The 15,835-nt window shown below is 72.8% G+C and carries 13 protein-coding genes; 10 read left to right on the plus strand and 3 right to left on the minus strand.

Features of this window, described 5'->3' with window-relative positions:
- Position 1 precedes the first annotated feature (1 nt).
- Genes V6V47_RS17150 through V6V47_RS17160 form a run of 3 tightly spaced genes read left to right on the plus strand, consistent with a single transcriptional unit; the run spans position 2 to position 4,244 of the window.
- The gene (locus V6V47_RS17150) at positions 2 to 937 is read left to right on the plus strand and encodes a GHMP family kinase ATP-binding protein (protein ID WP_334629243.1); all 936 of its coding nucleotides are present in this window, start codon (positions 2 to 4) and stop codon (positions 935 to 937) included.
- On the plus strand, positions 937 to 3,210 hold the full coding sequence (locus V6V47_RS17155; RefSeq protein ID WP_334629244.1) for a pyridoxal-phosphate dependent enzyme: 2,274 nt from the start codon (positions 937 to 939) through the stop codon (positions 3,208 to 3,210). Before V6V47_RS17150 ends, V6V47_RS17155 begins: the two co-directional genes overlap by 1 nt.
- Positions 3,207 to 4,244 (plus strand): GntG family PLP-dependent aldolase, encoded by a 1,038-nt coding sequence (locus tag V6V47_RS17160; RefSeq protein WP_334629246.1) that lies wholly within the window; start codon positions 3,207 to 3,209, stop codon positions 4,242 to 4,244. The genes V6V47_RS17155 and V6V47_RS17160 overlap by 4 nt, the downstream gene beginning before the upstream one ends.
- On the opposite strand, the gene V6V47_RS17165 is transcribed toward V6V47_RS17160, so the two are convergent.
- Positions 4,231 to 7,350: an amino acid adenylation domain-containing protein gene (locus tag V6V47_RS17165; protein ID WP_334629247.1), complete on the minus strand. Its 3,120-nt coding sequence runs from the start codon at positions 7,348 to 7,350 to the stop codon at positions 4,231 to 4,233. The genes V6V47_RS17160 and V6V47_RS17165 overlap by 14 nt on opposite strands.
- Before the next feature lie 470 nt (positions 7,351 to 7,820).
- Here V6V47_RS17165 and V6V47_RS17170 point away from each other — a divergent pair, with 470 nt between their 5' ends.
- From V6V47_RS17170 to V6V47_RS17180, 3 genes are all read left to right on the plus strand, one after another.
- Entirely contained in the window at positions 7,821 to 8,090 is a 270-nt protein-coding gene (locus V6V47_RS17170; RefSeq protein ID WP_334629248.1) for a hypothetical protein, read from the plus strand.
- Positions 8,090 to 9,130: a hypothetical protein gene (locus V6V47_RS17175; RefSeq protein ID WP_334629250.1), complete on the plus strand. Its 1,041-nt coding sequence runs from the start codon at positions 8,090 to 8,092 to the stop codon at positions 9,128 to 9,130. The genes V6V47_RS17170 and V6V47_RS17175 overlap by 1 nt, the downstream gene beginning before the upstream one ends.
- Before the next feature lie 85 nt (positions 9,131 to 9,215).
- Positions 9,216 to 10,145, plus strand: coding sequence for an LLM class F420-dependent oxidoreductase (locus V6V47_RS17180; RefSeq protein ID WP_334629251.1), 930 nt, complete (start codon positions 9,216 to 9,218; stop codon positions 10,143 to 10,145).
- 1 nt (position 10,146) lies between these two features.
- On the opposite strand, the gene V6V47_RS17185 is transcribed toward V6V47_RS17180, so the two are convergent.
- On the minus strand, positions 10,147 to 10,545 hold the full coding sequence (locus tag V6V47_RS17185) for a hypothetical protein (RefSeq protein WP_334629252.1): 399 nt from the start codon (positions 10,543 to 10,545) through the stop codon (positions 10,147 to 10,149).
- A gap of 20 nt (positions 10,546 to 10,565) precedes the next feature.
- Between V6V47_RS17185 and V6V47_RS17190 the strand changes: the two genes are divergently transcribed.
- From V6V47_RS17190 to bdeA, 3 genes are all read left to right on the plus strand, one after another.
- Complete coding sequence (locus tag V6V47_RS17190; RefSeq protein ID WP_334629253.1) at positions 10,566 to 11,405, plus strand: hypothetical protein; 840 nt, start codon at positions 10,566 to 10,568, stop codon at positions 11,403 to 11,405.
- 44 nt (positions 11,406 to 11,449) lie between these two features.
- The gene (locus tag V6V47_RS17195) at positions 11,450 to 12,688 is read left to right on the plus strand and encodes an FAD-binding protein (RefSeq protein WP_334629281.1); all 1,239 of its coding nucleotides are present in this window, start codon (positions 11,450 to 11,452) and stop codon (positions 12,686 to 12,688) included.
- 146 nt (positions 12,689 to 12,834) lie between these two features.
- Positions 12,835 to 13,743 carry a bis(hydroxyethyl) terephthalate hydrolase gene (bdeA, locus tag V6V47_RS17200; protein ID WP_334629254.1) on the plus strand — a complete coding sequence of 303 codons (909 nt, stop codon included), beginning with the start codon at positions 12,835 to 12,837 and terminating at the stop codon, positions 13,741 to 13,743.
- Between the two features lie 136 nt (positions 13,744 to 13,879).
- On the opposite strand, the gene V6V47_RS17205 is transcribed toward bdeA, so the two are convergent.
- Entirely contained in the window at positions 13,880 to 14,734 is an 855-nt protein-coding gene (locus tag V6V47_RS17205; RefSeq protein ID WP_334629255.1) for an alpha/beta hydrolase, read from the minus strand.
- Between the two features lie 200 nt (positions 14,735 to 14,934).
- Between V6V47_RS17205 and V6V47_RS17210 the strand changes: the two genes are divergently transcribed.
- On the plus strand, positions 14,935 to 15,834 hold the full coding sequence (locus V6V47_RS17210; protein WP_334629256.1) for an ABC transporter ATP-binding protein: 900 nt from the start codon (positions 14,935 to 14,937) through the stop codon (positions 15,832 to 15,834).
- Position 15,835 lies beyond the last annotated feature (1 nt).

Genomic DNA, 15,835 nt, shown 5'->3' on the forward strand with positions numbered 1-15,835 from the left:
GATGGGGGAGGGGGCGTGCACGGCCGACCGGGACGCGCTGCTGTCGGCCACCGGCCGGCTCGGCGTCGGCACCGCGTTCGGCACCTTCGGTGAGCTGCTGCAGGGCGTGCTGCCCGACGCCGACCGGGACTTCCTGGTGACGTTCCCGATGGCGCAGTGGGCCACCGCCACCTTCTGGCCGACCAACGAGCTGGACCGGATCCAGGTCTTCCCGGCGCACAAGCAGAAGTCCGCCCGGCTGGCCGGGACCATCATGGAGCTGTTCGGCCTCACCGGCGGCGGTGTGCTGGAGCTCGGCGGCGAACTGGCCGAGGGCAAGGGCTTCGCCAGCTCCTCGGCCGACCTGGTGGCCACCGCCCGGGCGGTCGGAGACGCGTTCGGCATGACGTTGAACGAACGCACCATCGAGTCGTTGATGCGCCAGATCGAGCCCTCCGACGGCGTGATGTACGACGGGATCGTCGCCTTCTACCACCGCGAGGTGCGGCTCCGGGAACGGATCGGCGTGCTGCCCCCGCTCACCGTGGTGGCGCACGACGAGGGCGGCGCGGTGGACACCATCCGCTTCAACCGGATCCCCAAGCCGTTCGACGAGGCCGACAAACGGGAGTACGCCCGGCTGCTCGCCGCGCTCACCACGGCGGTTCGCGCGGGCGACCTGCCCGCCGTCGGCGAGGTCACCACCCGCAGCGCGGTGCTGAACGGCAAGCTGCGCCCGCGCCGGCACTTCGACGTCCTGCACCGGCTGTGCCGTGAGGTGGAGGGCTTCGGCCTGGTCATCGCGCACAGCGGCACCGCCCTCGGTGTCCTGCTCGACCAGGCCGACCCGGAGCGGGCCGCGAAGGTCGACCACGTCCGCTCGGCGTGCGCCGTGCTGCCCGGCACCGTGACCGTGCACCGTTCGCTCGGCGCCGACGAACTCACCGGGGGACGCTGATGCGCTTCGACCAGGTCCGTGACGCCATCGGCCACACCCCGCTGGTCCGGCTGCGGATGCCCACCGCGCCGGACGTCGAGGTGTACGCGAAGCTGGAGTTGCAGAACCTGTACGGGATGAAGGACCGCGTCGCCCGCTCGATGATCCTGGAGGCCCGCCGGCTGGGCGTGCTGGCCGAGGGCGACCCGGTGGTGGAGAGCTCATCCGGCACGATGGCGCTCGGGGTGGCCCTCGTCGGCCGCTCGCTCGGGCATCCGGTGCACATCGTCACCGACCCACGGATCGACCGGGTGACGCTGGCCAAGCTGCGGGCGCTCGGCTGCGAGGTGCACGTGGTGTCGGCGATGACCTCGCACGGCTGGCAGAGCGCCCGGATCGAGCGGCTGGAGCAGCTGCTGACCGGGCTGCCCGGGGCGTTCTGGCCGCAGCAGTACAGCAATCCGGACAATCCCGGGGCGTACCGGTGGCTCGCCGACGAACTGCTCGCCGACCTCGGCCCGTTCGACGCGCTGGTCGGGTCGGTGGGCAGCGGTGGGTCGCTCTGCGGCAGCTCCCGAGCTCTGCGCCGGAGCCTGCCCGGCCTGCGGGTGGTCGGGGTCGACTGCGTGGGCAGCGCGCTGTTCGGCCAGCCGGACCAGCCCAGCCGGTTGCAGAGCGGCCTGGGCAACAGCCTGCTGCCGAAGAACCTGGACCGCCGGCTCGTCGACGAGGTGCACTGGCTCAACGATCACGAGGCGTTCGTAGCCACCCGGGAGCTGGCCCGCGAGCAGCAGATCTTCGCGGGCAACACGTCCGGCTCCGTCTACCGGGTGCTGCACGACGTGGCCCGCCGTACCCCGCCCGGCTCTCGGGTGGTGGGCATCTTCCCGGACCGCGGCGACCGGTACGCCGACACCGTCTACGACGACGACTACTGGGCGACGACCGGGCTCACCGCGCTGCCGCTGGCCGCCGAACCGGCCGTGGTCGGCCCGGACACCGTGGTCACCTCGTGGTCGCGGGCGGCCCTCGACCCGCCGGCCGAGCAGCGGTATCTGCTCTTCGTCGAGTCCAACACCACCGGCACCGGGATGCTCGCCCTGCGTCGCGCCGCCGACCTGGGTTTCCGTCCGGTGCTGCTGACCGCCGACCCGACCCGGTACGCCGGTCTGGCGGAGACCAGCGCCGAGGTGGCGGTCTGCGACACCGGAAACGTGCCGGTCCTGCGGGCGTACGTGCAGGACGGCTACCGCCGGGACGAGCTGGCCGGGGTGACCAGCACCAGCGACTTCTTCATCCCGGCGGTGGCCGAGCTGACCGGCTGGCTCGGGCTGCCCGGCAACCCGGTCGACGCGGTGCTGACCTGCCGCGACAAGGGACGGCTGCGGACCGCGCTGGCCGCCGCCGGCGTACGCCAACCCCGGTACGTGATCGTTGCCGAAGCCGCACCACCAACCCTCGCCGAGCGGATCGCGGACGCGGTCGACGACGTGGGCCTTCCCTGCGTCGTGAAGCCGGTCGACGACTCCGGGTCCAACGGGGTCCGGCGCTGCGCCACCGTCGCCGAGGCGGTGGCCCAGGCCGAGCGGATCCTCGCCGTGCGCAGCAACGTCCGCGGGCTGCCCACCGCGCGCCGGGTGCTGGTGGAGGAATACCTGGACGGGCCGGAGGTGAGCGTGGAGCTGTTCGGCACCGGCGACGCCCAGCACTGCCTGGGCATCACCGACAAGCAGGTCGACCCTCCACCGCACTTCGTGGAGCGGCGGCACGTGTTCCCGGCCGAACTGCCCCCGGCCGTCGCCGCGGAGGTGACCGACCTGGTCCGGCGGGCACTGGCCACGGTCGGCATGACGGTCGGCGCCACCCACACCGAGGTGCGGCTCACCCCGGCCGGGCCCGCGCTGATCGAGGTCAACCCACGACCGGCCGGCGGCATGATCCCTGAGTTGATCCGGGCCGCGACCGGGGTGGAGCTGCTCGACCAGCAACTCCGCGCGGCCACCGGCCTGCCGGTGACGCTCACCCCCACCACCAAGGGGTACGCCGGCATCCGGTTCCTCACCGCCGACCGTGTCGGCACCTTCTCCGGCGTGGACGGGGTGGACCGGGCCGGTCGACGTCCCGGGGTGCTGCGGGTCACCGTCACCGCCCGCCCGGGGATGCCGGTGCGTCCGCCGGAGAACGCGTACGACCGGGTGGGGCACGTCATCGTGACCGGGGACGACACCGGCGAGGTGCTGGCCGCCCTCGCCGAGGCCGAAGAACTGCTCACGGTGCAGGTGGTCGCGCCGTGATCGAGCTGCGCAGCGACACCTTCACCCTGCCCACCCCGGCGATGCGCGACGCGATGGCCCGGGCCCTGCTCGGCGACGACGTGTACGCCGAGGATCCCACCGTCCGTGAGCTGGAGGAGTTGGCCGCACACACGCTCGGCAAGGAGGCGGCCTGCCTGACCCCGAGCGGCACCATGGCCAACCTGGCGACGATCATGGCGCACGCCCCGCGTGGGTCGGCGATGCTGGTCGGCGCGGAGAGCGACATCTACATCTACGAGGCCGGCGGCGCGGCGGTCTGCGGTGGGGTGACCTACCTGCCGGTACCGACCCGGCCCGATGGCCGGCTGCTGTTGACCGATCTGGCCGCCGGGTTCCCCGACGAGCCGGACGACCCGCAGTTCGCCGTGCCCGCGCTGATCTGCCTGGAGAACACCCAGAACCGGTGCGGGGGCGTGATCCTGCCGCTGGACTATCTGGCCGAGGTCCGGCGGTTCGCCACCGAACGCGGAGTGCCGGTGCACCTCGACGGCGCGCGGATCTTCAACGCGGCGGTCGGTTCCGGCGTGCCGGTCGCCGAGATCGCCCAGTACGCAGACTCGGTGCAGTTCTGCCTGTCCAAGGGCCTCGGCGCGCCGATCGGCTCGGTGGTGGTCGGCGACGCCGACGTCATCGGCCGGGTGCGTCGGGTCCGCAAGATGCTCGGCGGCGGCATGCGGCAGGCCGGGATCATCGCGGCGGCCGGGATCGTGGCGATCCGCGAGCACGGCCGGCTCGCCGAGGACCACGCGAACGCCCGCCGGCTCGCCGAGGGGTTGGCCACCGTCGACGGGATCGAGGTCGACCCGACGTCGGTCCAGACCAACATCGTCATGTTCCGGGTGCCGGAGCACCGGCTGACCCGGGCGCAGTTCCTCGCCGCGGCCAACGCCGCAGGGGTGGCCCTGGCCGAGCTGGGGCACGGCCGCGTCCGCGCGGTCACCCACTCGGGGGTGTCCAGCGCCGACGTGGACCGGGCGGTCGAGGTGATCGGCGCGGTGCTCAGCGGGGAGTGAGCGCCGCCCGTACCTCGCGGGTCGTCGCGTTCGGGTGAGCCACGACGACCTCCAACACCCGGCGGACCGCGGCCAGCAGACGGCCGCCCTCGGTCGGGGCCAGCGCGTCGCCCTCGATCAGCAGGCGCAGCACCAGCTCCGGGGTCGGCTCGACGATCAGGGTGAGCGGGTAGCCGGTGCTCTCCACCACGTCGACCGGGGACAGCCCGGCTGGCAGCGGCGGGTGGTTCTGGAACACCACGATGCTGTGGAACAACGGCGAGCCCGGGGGCACCTCGCTGGCCCGGGTGATGTCGGCGAGCGACTGGTGCTCGGACTCCCGGGCCGCGACCTGTTGAGCCTGCACCGCGTGCAGGGCGTCGGTGAAGGGCGCGTCGGGCTCGAAGCGCACCCGCAGCGGCACCGTGTTGATCAGTAGTCCGACGATCGCCTCCGCGCCGGGCAGGTCGTCGGGCCGACCGGCGACCGTCACCCCGACCACCACGTCATCGCGGCCGACGTACCCGGCCAGCGTCAACGCCCACGCGCCGAGCGTCACCGCGTACGGCGTCACCCCGGCCGCGGCGGCACGCGCGGCCAAGGCGGTACCCAGCCGGTCAGGCAGGACCAGCCGCGTGACCGCGGTGCCCGGCAGCCCGACCTGCGGCCGCGCGTCGGCGGCATCGGCAACGGCCGACGCTGGCGGGTGGGGGAGGGGTGTGGACTCGGGGAAGCCGGCGAGCAGCCGCTTCCAGTACCCGGTCGACCGGTCCGCGTCGGCGAGCCAGCGCAGGTAGCGCCGGAAGGGCACCACCGGCTCTCGCCGGTCGTCGAGTACCTCGGCGAGCAGGACGGCCAGGCTCCACCCGTCGAGCAGCAGGTGGTGGAAGGTGAGCACCAGATCGGTGCGGTCCGTCGCCCGGGGGATCAGGGTGACCCGTACCGGCGGAGCGGCGCCCAGGTCGAGGCCGGCACGGCGTTCGGCGGCCAGCAGCAGCGCCGTGTCGGTCTGCCCGTCGAGCACCCGCACCTCCGGCGGGTGTCCCTCGTGGACGAGCTGCACCGGCTCGGCGACACCGTCCCACCGCACCGTGCTGCGCAGCGCCGGATGTCGCCGGAACGCCGCCCGCCAGGCGTCGGCCAGCGCCGCCACGTCCACCGAGCGGTCCAGTCGGTAGACGTGCTGTTGGAGGTAGTCGGCCTCGTCCGGCGCGAGCAGCGTGTGGAAGAGCATGCCCTCCTGCATGGGGGTCAGTGGGTAGGCGTCGACCACCGTCACGCCTGCCCGCTCCGTTGCTCCACCCGGCGTCGCCGTCAGCAGCGCGGGGTCGACCGGGCTGAGCGCGAAGGCCGGGCCGTCCAGCAGCGCCGGGTCGTCGACCGCGGTCGGGTCGGTCGACTCGACGTGCGGCGCCAGCGCGGCCACCGTCCGGTACGTGAAGAGCTGCCGGGTGCTCAGCCGCAGCCCGGACCGGCGGGCCAGCGCCACCACCCGCATCGCCAGCACCGAGTCGCCACCGAGGGTGAAGAAGTCGTCGTCCGGGCCCACCCCGTCCCGCTCCAACACGCTCGCCCAGAGGGCGGCCAACTTCGCCGGAACGCCGCCCGTCGCCGTCCCCGCACCGACTGTCGCGCCGGTCGGCGCGGGTAGCGCCTGCCGGTCGGTCTTGCCGCTCGGTGTCACCGGCAGGTGTTCGAGGTGCACGAGGAGCGCGGGCACCATGTAGTCGGGCAGCCGCCGGGCCAGGTGGTCACGCAACTCAGCCACCGGACAGCCGGGCGGCGCGACGTACGCGACGAGCTGCGGATGTCCCGAGGCGAGGTGTCGTACGATCACCGCCGCCTCGTGCACCCGATCGTGGGTCAGCAGCGTCTGCTCGACCTCGCCCAGCTCGACCCGGTTGCCGCGGATCTTCACCTGGCCATCGCGTCGCCCGACGAAGTCGTACTCGCCATCCGGCAGCCGGCGGGCCAGGTCACCAGTGCGGTAGAGCCGTCCCGACCCACCCGGATCGGGCACGAAACGCTCGGCCGTCAACCCCGGTCGACCGTGGTAGCCGCGGGCCAGCCCGACACCGCCGATGTACAGCTCACCGACCACACCGACGGGCACCGGGTCGAGTCGGTCGTCCAGCACGTGCAGGCTGACGTTGGCGATCGGTGCGCCGATCGGCACGCTGGCCCCCTCGACCGGCGGCCGTACCCGGTGGGCGGAGACATCCACCGACGCCTCCGTCGGGCCGTACAGATTGTGCAGCTCACCGGGGATCCGACGGATCGCCTCCCGGGCCACGGCGACCGGCAACGCCTCGCCACTGCAGATGACCCGGCGGACGGTGGGCAGCGGGGGCAGGTCGGGTTCGGCCAGGAACTGCGCCAGCATGGTCGGCACGAAGTGCAGGGTGGTCACGCCGTACGCGGCGACGGTGGCGGCCAGGTAGGCGGGGTCGCGGTGCCCGCCCGGCCGGGCCAGCACCAGCCGGGCACCGGCGGCCAGCGGCCAGAAGAACTCCCACACCGACACGTCGAAGCCGTACGGGGTCTTCTGCAACACCACGTCGTCGGCGTTCAGCCGGTACGCGTCCTGCATCCAGCGGACGCGATTGACGATGCCGCGGTGCGGCACGCACACACCCTTCGGCCGCCCGGTCGAGCCGGAGGTGTAGATGACGTAGGCGAGGCTGTCGACGGTGGCCAACGGCTCCGGCGGTGTGGCCGGCCACCGCTCCGGCGACTCGTCGATGACGCACCACCGCTCCGCGACCATGTTGGGGATTCGGTCGACCAGGTGCCGCTGGGCCAGCAGCACCGGCGGGTCGGCGTCGCCGGCCTGGTAGCCCAGCCGCTCCGCAGGCAGGTCCGGGTCGAGCGGCACGTACGCGCCGCCGGCCACGAGCACCCCGAGCAACGCGACGACCAGGTCCACACCCCGCTCGGCGACCACGCCGACGGGCGTGTCCACACCGACGCCCCGCTCCCGCAGTCGATGGGCGAGCCGGTTGGCGCGGGCCACCAACTCGGCGTAACGAAGCGCCCCGTCGTCGGCCAGTACGGCCACCGCGTCGGGCGTCCGGGTGGCCTGCTCGGTCACCAGATCGTGCAGGCACGTGTCATCGGCTCGCGGCACGCCCGCAGTCCAGCACAGCCCGCTGTCGACGAGCTTTCGAACTGCTATCCCCACGGCCGGCAGCCGATCGAGGGCACTGTCAGGAACCGGACAAGACGGTAAAGCCCCTGGTAGAGCACTGTTAGGGGCAGGTGGGAAGGGTACAGATAGCGAGCCACGCATCCGATTCCTCCGGCCCGGTGGGGACAGCATCGTCCGCACCGTCGAGGCCACCACCCAGCCCGGCCCCGCCGTCGCGGCGGACATGGCGTAGCCGCCGGTCCACGCGTACGGCCCGGCCCGCGGCTGCCGCCGACACCGCTACGGGCGCCCGCAGCGGTGTCACCGCCCACCGGGACGTCATGCCCCGTGGTGCCGCCTCTCGGCCGTGCCGCCGTCCCGCCTCCCTCTTGCACATCCGTGCACCACCGCCGGGTCCGGCGTCGCTTCATCGCGCCCGCCCCCGGCGACCCAATCAGAGAGGGCCTGACATGGCCACTCCCACCGTGACCGCAGCCCTGAACGGCTCGGTCTTCGCGCCGGGCCAACAGATGTTGCTGACCGTGACCTACGCCGACGCCGACACCCAAGTTCTGACCCTCACCCTCGTGATCACCGATGCGCGGGGCAACAAGAGCGCTCCGGTCGAGGCCATCGCGGTCATCGATCCGCTCACCCTGACCGTCACCGACGACTCCGGGCGCGTCTGGGCCCGCGTCTCCGACAACGGTGCCGTCGCCGTGTACCGGTCGGTGGCGTGATGTCCCGCGTCACCGTGCAGGTGCGGGACGCCGGTGGGCACGTCGCCACCGCCAGCGCCGACTACGTCGTCGGCCTGCAACCGGTCCTCGGCGGCTACTACCTGTCCGGTGGAGCCGACCCGACAGCCGACATGGCCGGGGGCAACTTCCGCTCACTGACCCAGTACCGCAGTTTCGCCGACGGCTACATCTTCCCCGGCTACAACCGGCCCTGGTTGATCACGCTGGGCCAGTCCGGCATTCAGATGAACATGGTCCTGGAGTTGAAGCACTACGGTGCCCCGAACGACGGGCCCCAGAGCTTCACCGTGGACGGCACCAGCTACACGGTGCCGGGCCCGACGATGACCATCCAGCAGCGTCCCGGCACGACCTGGCCCAAGGCGTACGGATACGGCCAGGTGCTCGCCCACCAGTGCGACGGGCTGTTCGCCCGCGCGCTGGCGCAGTACCGGACGCTCGGCTTCGGGGTGAACATCCAGATCGCCTCGGAGTTCGACACCGACCACGAGTTCGGCACCACCGAGGCCGGCGTGGCGTACACCTGGGCGCAATCCGATGCCCGCGCCGTGCAGGCGGTCAACTACATCCTTAGCTGGTTCAAGGCGCGCACGCTGCCCGCCGCCACGACGTTCTCGGTCGGGATCGCCGGCTTCAACCGGGAATGCTTCCAGCGGATCCATCCGGAGCCGCTGATGGCCCGGTTGGACTTCCTGCAATGGAACGCCTACGCGACCAACGCCAACCACACCGCCCTGTCCCAGTTCCGCCGGGCAAAGGACTGGACGGTGGCCGACCTCGGCCCGATAGCGCGGTCCCGTCCCGTGATCATCGCCGAGTGGGGGGTCCGGGCGGCCGAGATCCCCAACCAGGCTGCCTGGATCGCCACCGTGCCGTCGGCCATCGGCCGACTCAACGCCGAGGGCGGGCCACTGATCGCCCGCACCAACTACTTCAACTCGGGCTGGGGCACCCTGACGCCGAAGGCGACCGGCCTCGCCGCACTGCGGGCGGCGTACGCCACCCCGCCGTACGTCTGATCGGCCCGACGGTGTCCAACCGCCGTTGCGGGCCCTCGCCGGTGCAGGCCGGCGGGGGCCCGCGGCCCGTCCCTATGCTCGGGGGATGGAACTGCGGATCTTCACCGAACCTCAGCAGGGCGCCAGCTACGACCAGTTGCTCGCCGTGGCACGCTGCGCCGAGGACGCCGGGTACGGCGCGTTCTTCCGATCCGACCACTACCTCATGATGGGCGCGGCGAGCGGCGAACCGGGCCCCACCGACGCGTGGACCACGCTGGCCGGCCTGGCCCGGGACACCAGCCGGATCCGGCTCGGCACCCTGATGACCGCCGCCACCTTCCGGCTTCCCGGCCCGCTGGCGATCACCGTGGCGCAGGTCGACCAGATGAGCGGCGGCCGGGTGGAGCTGGGCATCGGCACCGGGTGGTACGCCGACGAGCACACCGCGTACGGCATCCCGTTTCCGTCCCTCGGTGAGCGGTTCGACCGGCTGGAGGAGCAGCTCGCGGTCATCACCGGGCTCTGGGCGACCCCGGCCGGGGAGCGATTCGACCACGCGGGCCGGTACTACCCGGTCACCGACTCGCCGGCCCTACCCAAGCCGGTGCAGCAGCCCCGCCCGCCGATCCTGCTCGGCGGCATGGGCCCGAAGCGCACCCCACGGCTGGCCGCCCGCTACGCCGACGAGTTCAACCTGCCGTTCGCCGCGCTGCCGGACACCGAGGCGCAGTTCGACCGGGTCCGGGCGGCGTGCGTCGAGATCGGCCGGGACCCGGCGGAGCTGGTCTGGTCCAACGCCCTGGTGCTCTGCTGTGGGCGGGACGACGCCGAGATGGCCCGACGGGCCGACGCCATCGGCCGCGACCCGGACGAGCTGCGCGCCAACGGCCTGGCCGGGACGCCCGCCGAGATCCTCGACAAGATCGGCCGGTACGCGGAGGTCGGCAGCCAGCGGATCTACCTCCAGGTGCTGGACCTCAGCGATCTGGAGCAGATCGAGCTGGTCGCCAGCGAGGTGCTGGCGAAGCTCTGAGTCAACGGCCCGGGTGGGCTCCGCGCAGCACGGTGTCCAACTGACCGTCCCGGTCACTGTCCACGTAGGTGATGTCCGGTACGCCGTCGCCGTTCAGATCGACCTGCACCACGTCGGCGACGCCATCGCCGTCGAGGTCGGTGACCACCTCCACCGAACCGTCCAGATGCCGGGTCACGATCGACTGCGCCCCGGTGCGCGGCGGCGGGCCGGGCGTCGGCACCGGCGTCGGGGCGGGTGCGGGTGCGGGCGTCGGCCGGGGACCGGGCGTGGGCGACGGATGGCCAGGGAACCCGCCGACCGGGGCGCTGGCCGGTTGCACGTCGCTGCCGGTCGGGTCCAACTCCTCCTCCGAGGGGAAGACGTCGCCGCGCGGGGCCGGATCACGGTAGCTGCTCATGGGCGTAGGGTTCCCCGACGATGACGAGAACAACCGTGCCCGATCGACCGGTGTCCTCGGCGTCCGGTCTGGCGCAAGATGCTGGCACCGACGCCAAGGTCATGAACGGGGGTTCGGACGTGGAACTGCGCCGGAGTCGGGGGGCGCCCGTGCTCGCCCTGGTCTGCGTACTCGGTGGGGTGGTGTTGCTGGCCCTGCCCCACGACGGCGCCGTGTTGCGGACGATCGTCGCGGTCGGAGCCATTGTGCTCGGCGTCGTGGCGCTGGTCAGCACGTTGCGGCCGTTCCGGTTCGGCATCGGCGCGGATGGGCTGACCATCCGCCGGCCGGGCCTGCGCCGGTCGATCCCGTGGTCCGAGGTCGACGCACTGGTGCTCGACGAGCCAACTCGACAGGACGGCCGCGCCGTGCCGCCGCGACTGCTGCTGGTGCCCGCGGCCGGTGTGTCGCTGGGGTCACCGGTGACCGCCCGTCACCCGGTCGACGGTCGACCCGCCGTCGAGCTGCTCGTCCTCGACCAGGTTCGGGACCAGCCGGAGCAGGTGGTCGCCGCGCTCACCCGCTACGCCGGCGACCGGTTCGTGGACCTGCCCGCGCTGCGCCGCGCGGCCTTCCCCGACCCGGACTTCGCCGTCGGCCTGCGCGGTTGCCGGATGGATCAGGTCGACCAGTTGGTTCGCCGCGGCCAGGACGCCCTGGTGTCCGGGGACGCGCAGGCTCGGCAGGCGGCCCAGGGCGGGATCCAGCGGGCCCGCGCGGCCGGTCTGTCGATCGCCCAGCGGGGCTATCACGTATTGCAGGTCGACGAGGTCCTCGACGCCCTCGAGGCCGCGCTTACCGAGGGGCGGGCCAGCTCGTGACCGTGTCGGGACAGGGTGACGGCCCGTTGACCGGCGCGGCCGACGTGCCGCGCCGCAACTGGGCGGGCAACGTGCGTTACTCCGCGCGGCAGTTCCACCGGCCCACCTCCACCGACGAGCTGCGCCGGCTGGTGGCCGGCAGCGACCGGATCCGGGCGGTGGGCACCGGCCACTCCTTCAACCGGCTCGGCGACACCGGCGGGGACCTGGTCACCCTGGCCGGGTTGCCCCCGGTGATCGACGTGGACCCCGAGCGCGGGCAGGTCACCGTCGCCGGCGCGCTGCGCTACGGCGACGTCGCCCGGCACCTGCACGCCCAGGGGTACGCCCTGCCGAACCTCGCCTCGCTGCCGCACATCTCGGTGGCGGGTGCCGTGGCCACCGCGACCCACGGCTCCGGCCAGACCCACGGCAACCTCGCCACCTCGGTCGCCGGTCTGGAGGTGGTCACCGCCGACGGCGACCTGCTGCGCGTCGACCGCGACACCGACGGGGACCTGTTCGCCGGCATGGTGGTGGGGCTCGGCGCGCTCGGCCTGGTCACCCAGGTAACCCTGGACCTGGTGCCGACCTTCGAGGTACGCCAGTACGTGCGCCTCGGCCTGCCCCGGGAGGCGCTGGACGACGCGCTCGGCTCGGCGTACAGCGTGAGCGTGTTCACCGACTGGCGCGCGCCGGAGCTGCGCGAGGTCTGGCGCAAGCAGCGCGCGGACCAGCCGCCGCCCCCGGCGGACTGGCTCGGCACCACCGCCACCGACGAGCCACGGCACCCGGTGCTCGGGATGCCGGCGCAGAACTGCAGCCCGCAGCTCGGCGAGCCGGGGCCGTGGCACGAGCGGCTGCCGCACTTCAAGCTCGGCTTCACCCCGAGCAGCGGCGAGGAGTTGCAGTCCGAGTACCACCTGCCCCGCGCCGCGGCGGCCGACGCGCTCGCCGCGCTGGACGAGGTGGCGCACCTGATCGCCCCGGTGCTGCTCGTCTGCGAACTGCGTACGGTGGCGGCCGACGAACTGTGGCTCAGCCCGAACCACCGGCGGGACAGCCTGGCGATCCACTTCACCTGGACCGACGATGCCGCCGCGGTCCTGCCCGTTGTTGCCGCGGTCGAGGAGCGGCTGGCGCCGTACGCGCCCCGCCCGCACTGGGGCAAGGTCTTCGTCACCGACCCGGCCGTGCTGGCCGCCCGCTACCCCCGGTACGCCGACTTCGCCGCGCTGCTGACCCGCCTCGACCCGACCGGCACGTTCCGCACCGACCTCCTGGACCACTACTTCCCCCGCTGACCCGGAGGGGGCATAGCGCGGTGAGGGGTGGACGGGTGGGATTGGTGGTGACTGCCCGCACGAGTGGACGATGACATGTGTCGATGGATCCGCCGTCGACCGGTCCCTGTCCCCGGGACCGTCCGTTCGTCCTGTCGGAGCGACGAATGCAGCCCGTACCCACCATCACCCCCCTCCCGACGATCCGCCGCCGTCCCCGGCGCGCGCTGCGCTGGGCGCTCGCCCTGGCCGTGGTCGGCGCCGGTCTGGGCGCCGCGCCCGCCGCCCACGCCGCCGCCAGCCCCTACGAGCGCGGCCCTGCCCCCACCACGGCCAGCATCGAGGCCAGCCGGGGGTACTTCGCCATCGCGCAGAGCACCGTCTCCGCCGGCAGCGTCAGCGGGTTCGGTGGTGGCACGATCTACTACCCGACCAGCACCGCCCAGGGCACGTTCGGCGCGGTCGCGATCTCGCCCGGCTACACCGCCACCCAGTCCAGCGTGGCCTGGCTCGGGCCGCGCATCGCCTCGCAGGGCTTCGTGGTGATCACGATCGACACGCTGTCGCGCTTCGACCAGCCGGCCAGCCGAGGCACGCAACTGCTCGCCGCCCTGGACTATCTGAGCAACACCAGCAGCGTGCGTACCCGGCTCGACCGCAGCCGGCTCGCCGTGATGGGCCACTCGATGGGTGGCGGCGGCAGCCTCTCGGCGGCGAACACCAGGCCGGCGTTGCAGGCCGCGATCCCGCTGACCGGTTGGCACTCGGTCAAGAACTGGTCGGGCGTACGGGTGCCCACTCTGGTCATCGGCGCGGAGAACGACACGGTGGCGCCGGTCTCGTCGCACTCGGAGCCGTTCTACACGAGCCTGCCGTCCTCGTTGGACAAGGCGTACCTGGAGCTCAACAACGCCAGCCACTCGGCGCCGACCTCGCCGAACACGACGGTCGCCAAGTACAGCATCTCCTGGCTGAAGCGCTTCGTGGACGACGACACCCGCTACGAGCAGTTCCTCTGCCCGGCCCCCGCAGCCTCGACCATCCAGGAATACCGCGACACCTGCCCCCACTCCTGACCGGCCTCCTGTCACCCACGAACGCCCCGGGGCCCACCCCTCTCCGGGGTCGATCATGAAGTTAGCGGTGTCGATGTCGGCGTGTCGCGCCGCTAACTTCATGATCACCGAAGGCGGGCGGGCGGGCCTTGCGCGGTCAGCGGCGGGGGGATTCGCTGGTTATGGTTGCCTCTCTGGGGAGCGCTGCTGCCCTCAGCGCCCAGTCGAGGGCGTAGTCGGCGATCTTCTCCCAGCCGTCCTGCCCTACCGTGAAGTGTGAGCGGGCGGGAAACTCCTCGAACGCCGTGAGCGCTCTCGACTTCTGGTAGAGCCCGGCATTCGTGCGGACGACCGACGCCGGCACCACGTGGTCGAGTTCGCCGGCCATCAGCAGCAGCGGGGCGCGGTTGTCGCGCCCGGTGTCCACGCGGGCGGGCGAGCGGGGGTCGACGTTGGCGAACGCGGCCTCGAAGAGCACCCGCCCGGCGCCCGGCACGGCGTACCGCTGCCAGGCCCGGTCGGAGTCCTCGCGGCTCATCGCGTTGCCGAAGGCGTAGGCGAAGTCGTCCTGGGTGAACGGAACGGCCTTGTTCCGGTTGGCCGGGCTGCGCAGGATCGAGAACCCGGAGCGCAGCGTGCTCAGCGGCACCTTGAGCACGCCCTTCACCGCCGCGGGGTGCACGCCCACCGCCGCCGCGCCGAGGCCCCGGTCGACCAGGAGTTGGGTGAACAGCCCGCCGAACGAGTGCCCCATGATGATCGGCGGTCGGGGCAGGGCCCGGATGATCCGGTCGTAGTGCGCGACGATCGTGGCGATGCTCTGCTCGGCGATCGGGCCGGGATCGACCCGGAGCCGCTCGACCGACTGATCCATCCCGGGCCAGGCGGGGGCGAGCACCTTCAGGCCCCGGGCGGTGAACCGCTCCGCCCACCCCTCCCAGCTGCGCGGAGTCATCCAGAGTCCGTGGATCAACACGACCGTGTCGACCTGGCCCTGTGGTGTCGTACCCATCTGGTCCCCCCGGGTGTCGCGGCGTCCGGCCGCGCGATTACCCGCTGCCGTGCGGGGAAATCCTCCGCTCGTCGCGGTGTTCGCCCCCGCAGAGGTCACTCTCCGTGATGCCCGGGCCGCCCGGCCCCTGACAAATGTCATGGCGGGAACGTGACGCCCGCTCCGGGTACCGGTGCCGGCGCCGCCGGAGCATGAATGACATGACCAGTACGCATCCGGCCGTCGAGTTGAACGGCCTCACCAAGACCTTCGGCGCGGTCACCGCGGTCGACGGGCTCAGCCTGCGGGTGGAGCCCGGCGAGGTGGTGGCGTTCCTCGGCCCCAACGGAGCGGGCAAGACCACCACCATCGACATGCTGCTCGGGCTGGCCCGGCCGGACGCCGGCACTGCCCGGATCCTCGGCGGCACCCCCGACGACGCGGTGGCCCGGGGGCGGGTCGCCGCCGTACTCCAGACCGGCGGGCTGCTCAAGGACCTCACCGTCGGCGAGACGGTGCAGTTGACGGCCCACTTCTACCGGCACACCCGCCCGGTCGCCGAGGTGCTGGAGCGGGCCGGGATCGCCGATATCGCCGACCGGGTGGTCGGGCGCTGCTCCGGTGGCCAGCAGCAGCGGCTGCGCTTCGCACTGGCCCTGCTGCCCGACCCGGACCTGATGGTGCTCGACGAGCCGACCACCGGCATGGACGTCGAGGGTCGGCGGGACTTCTGGCAGGCGCTGCGCCGCGACGCCCGGGCCGGGCGGACGATCATCTTCGCCACCCACTACCTGGACGAGGCGGACGCGTACGCCGACCGGATCGTGCTGGTCCGGCAGGGTCGCGTGGTCGCCGACGGCACCACCGCGGAGATCAAGAACCTGGCCGCCGGCCGGACGGTCCGGGCCACCCTGCCCGGTGCCGAGCAGGCCGCACTCGCCGCGCTGCCCGGCGTCGACGCCGTCGAGGTACGCGGCGACAGCGTGCTGGTGCGCACCCGCGACTCGGACGCGATCGCCCGACACCTGCTCACCCGGACCGCGGCCCGGGACGTGGAGGTCACCTCCCACAACCTCGAGGACGCCTTCCTCGCCCTCACCACCGAGCGAACCGGAGCCTGAG

Source organism: Micromonospora sp. CPCC 205539 (genome assembly GCF_036906815.1).
Classification (GTDB): domain Bacteria; phylum Actinomycetota; class Actinomycetes; order Mycobacteriales; family Micromonosporaceae; genus Micromonospora.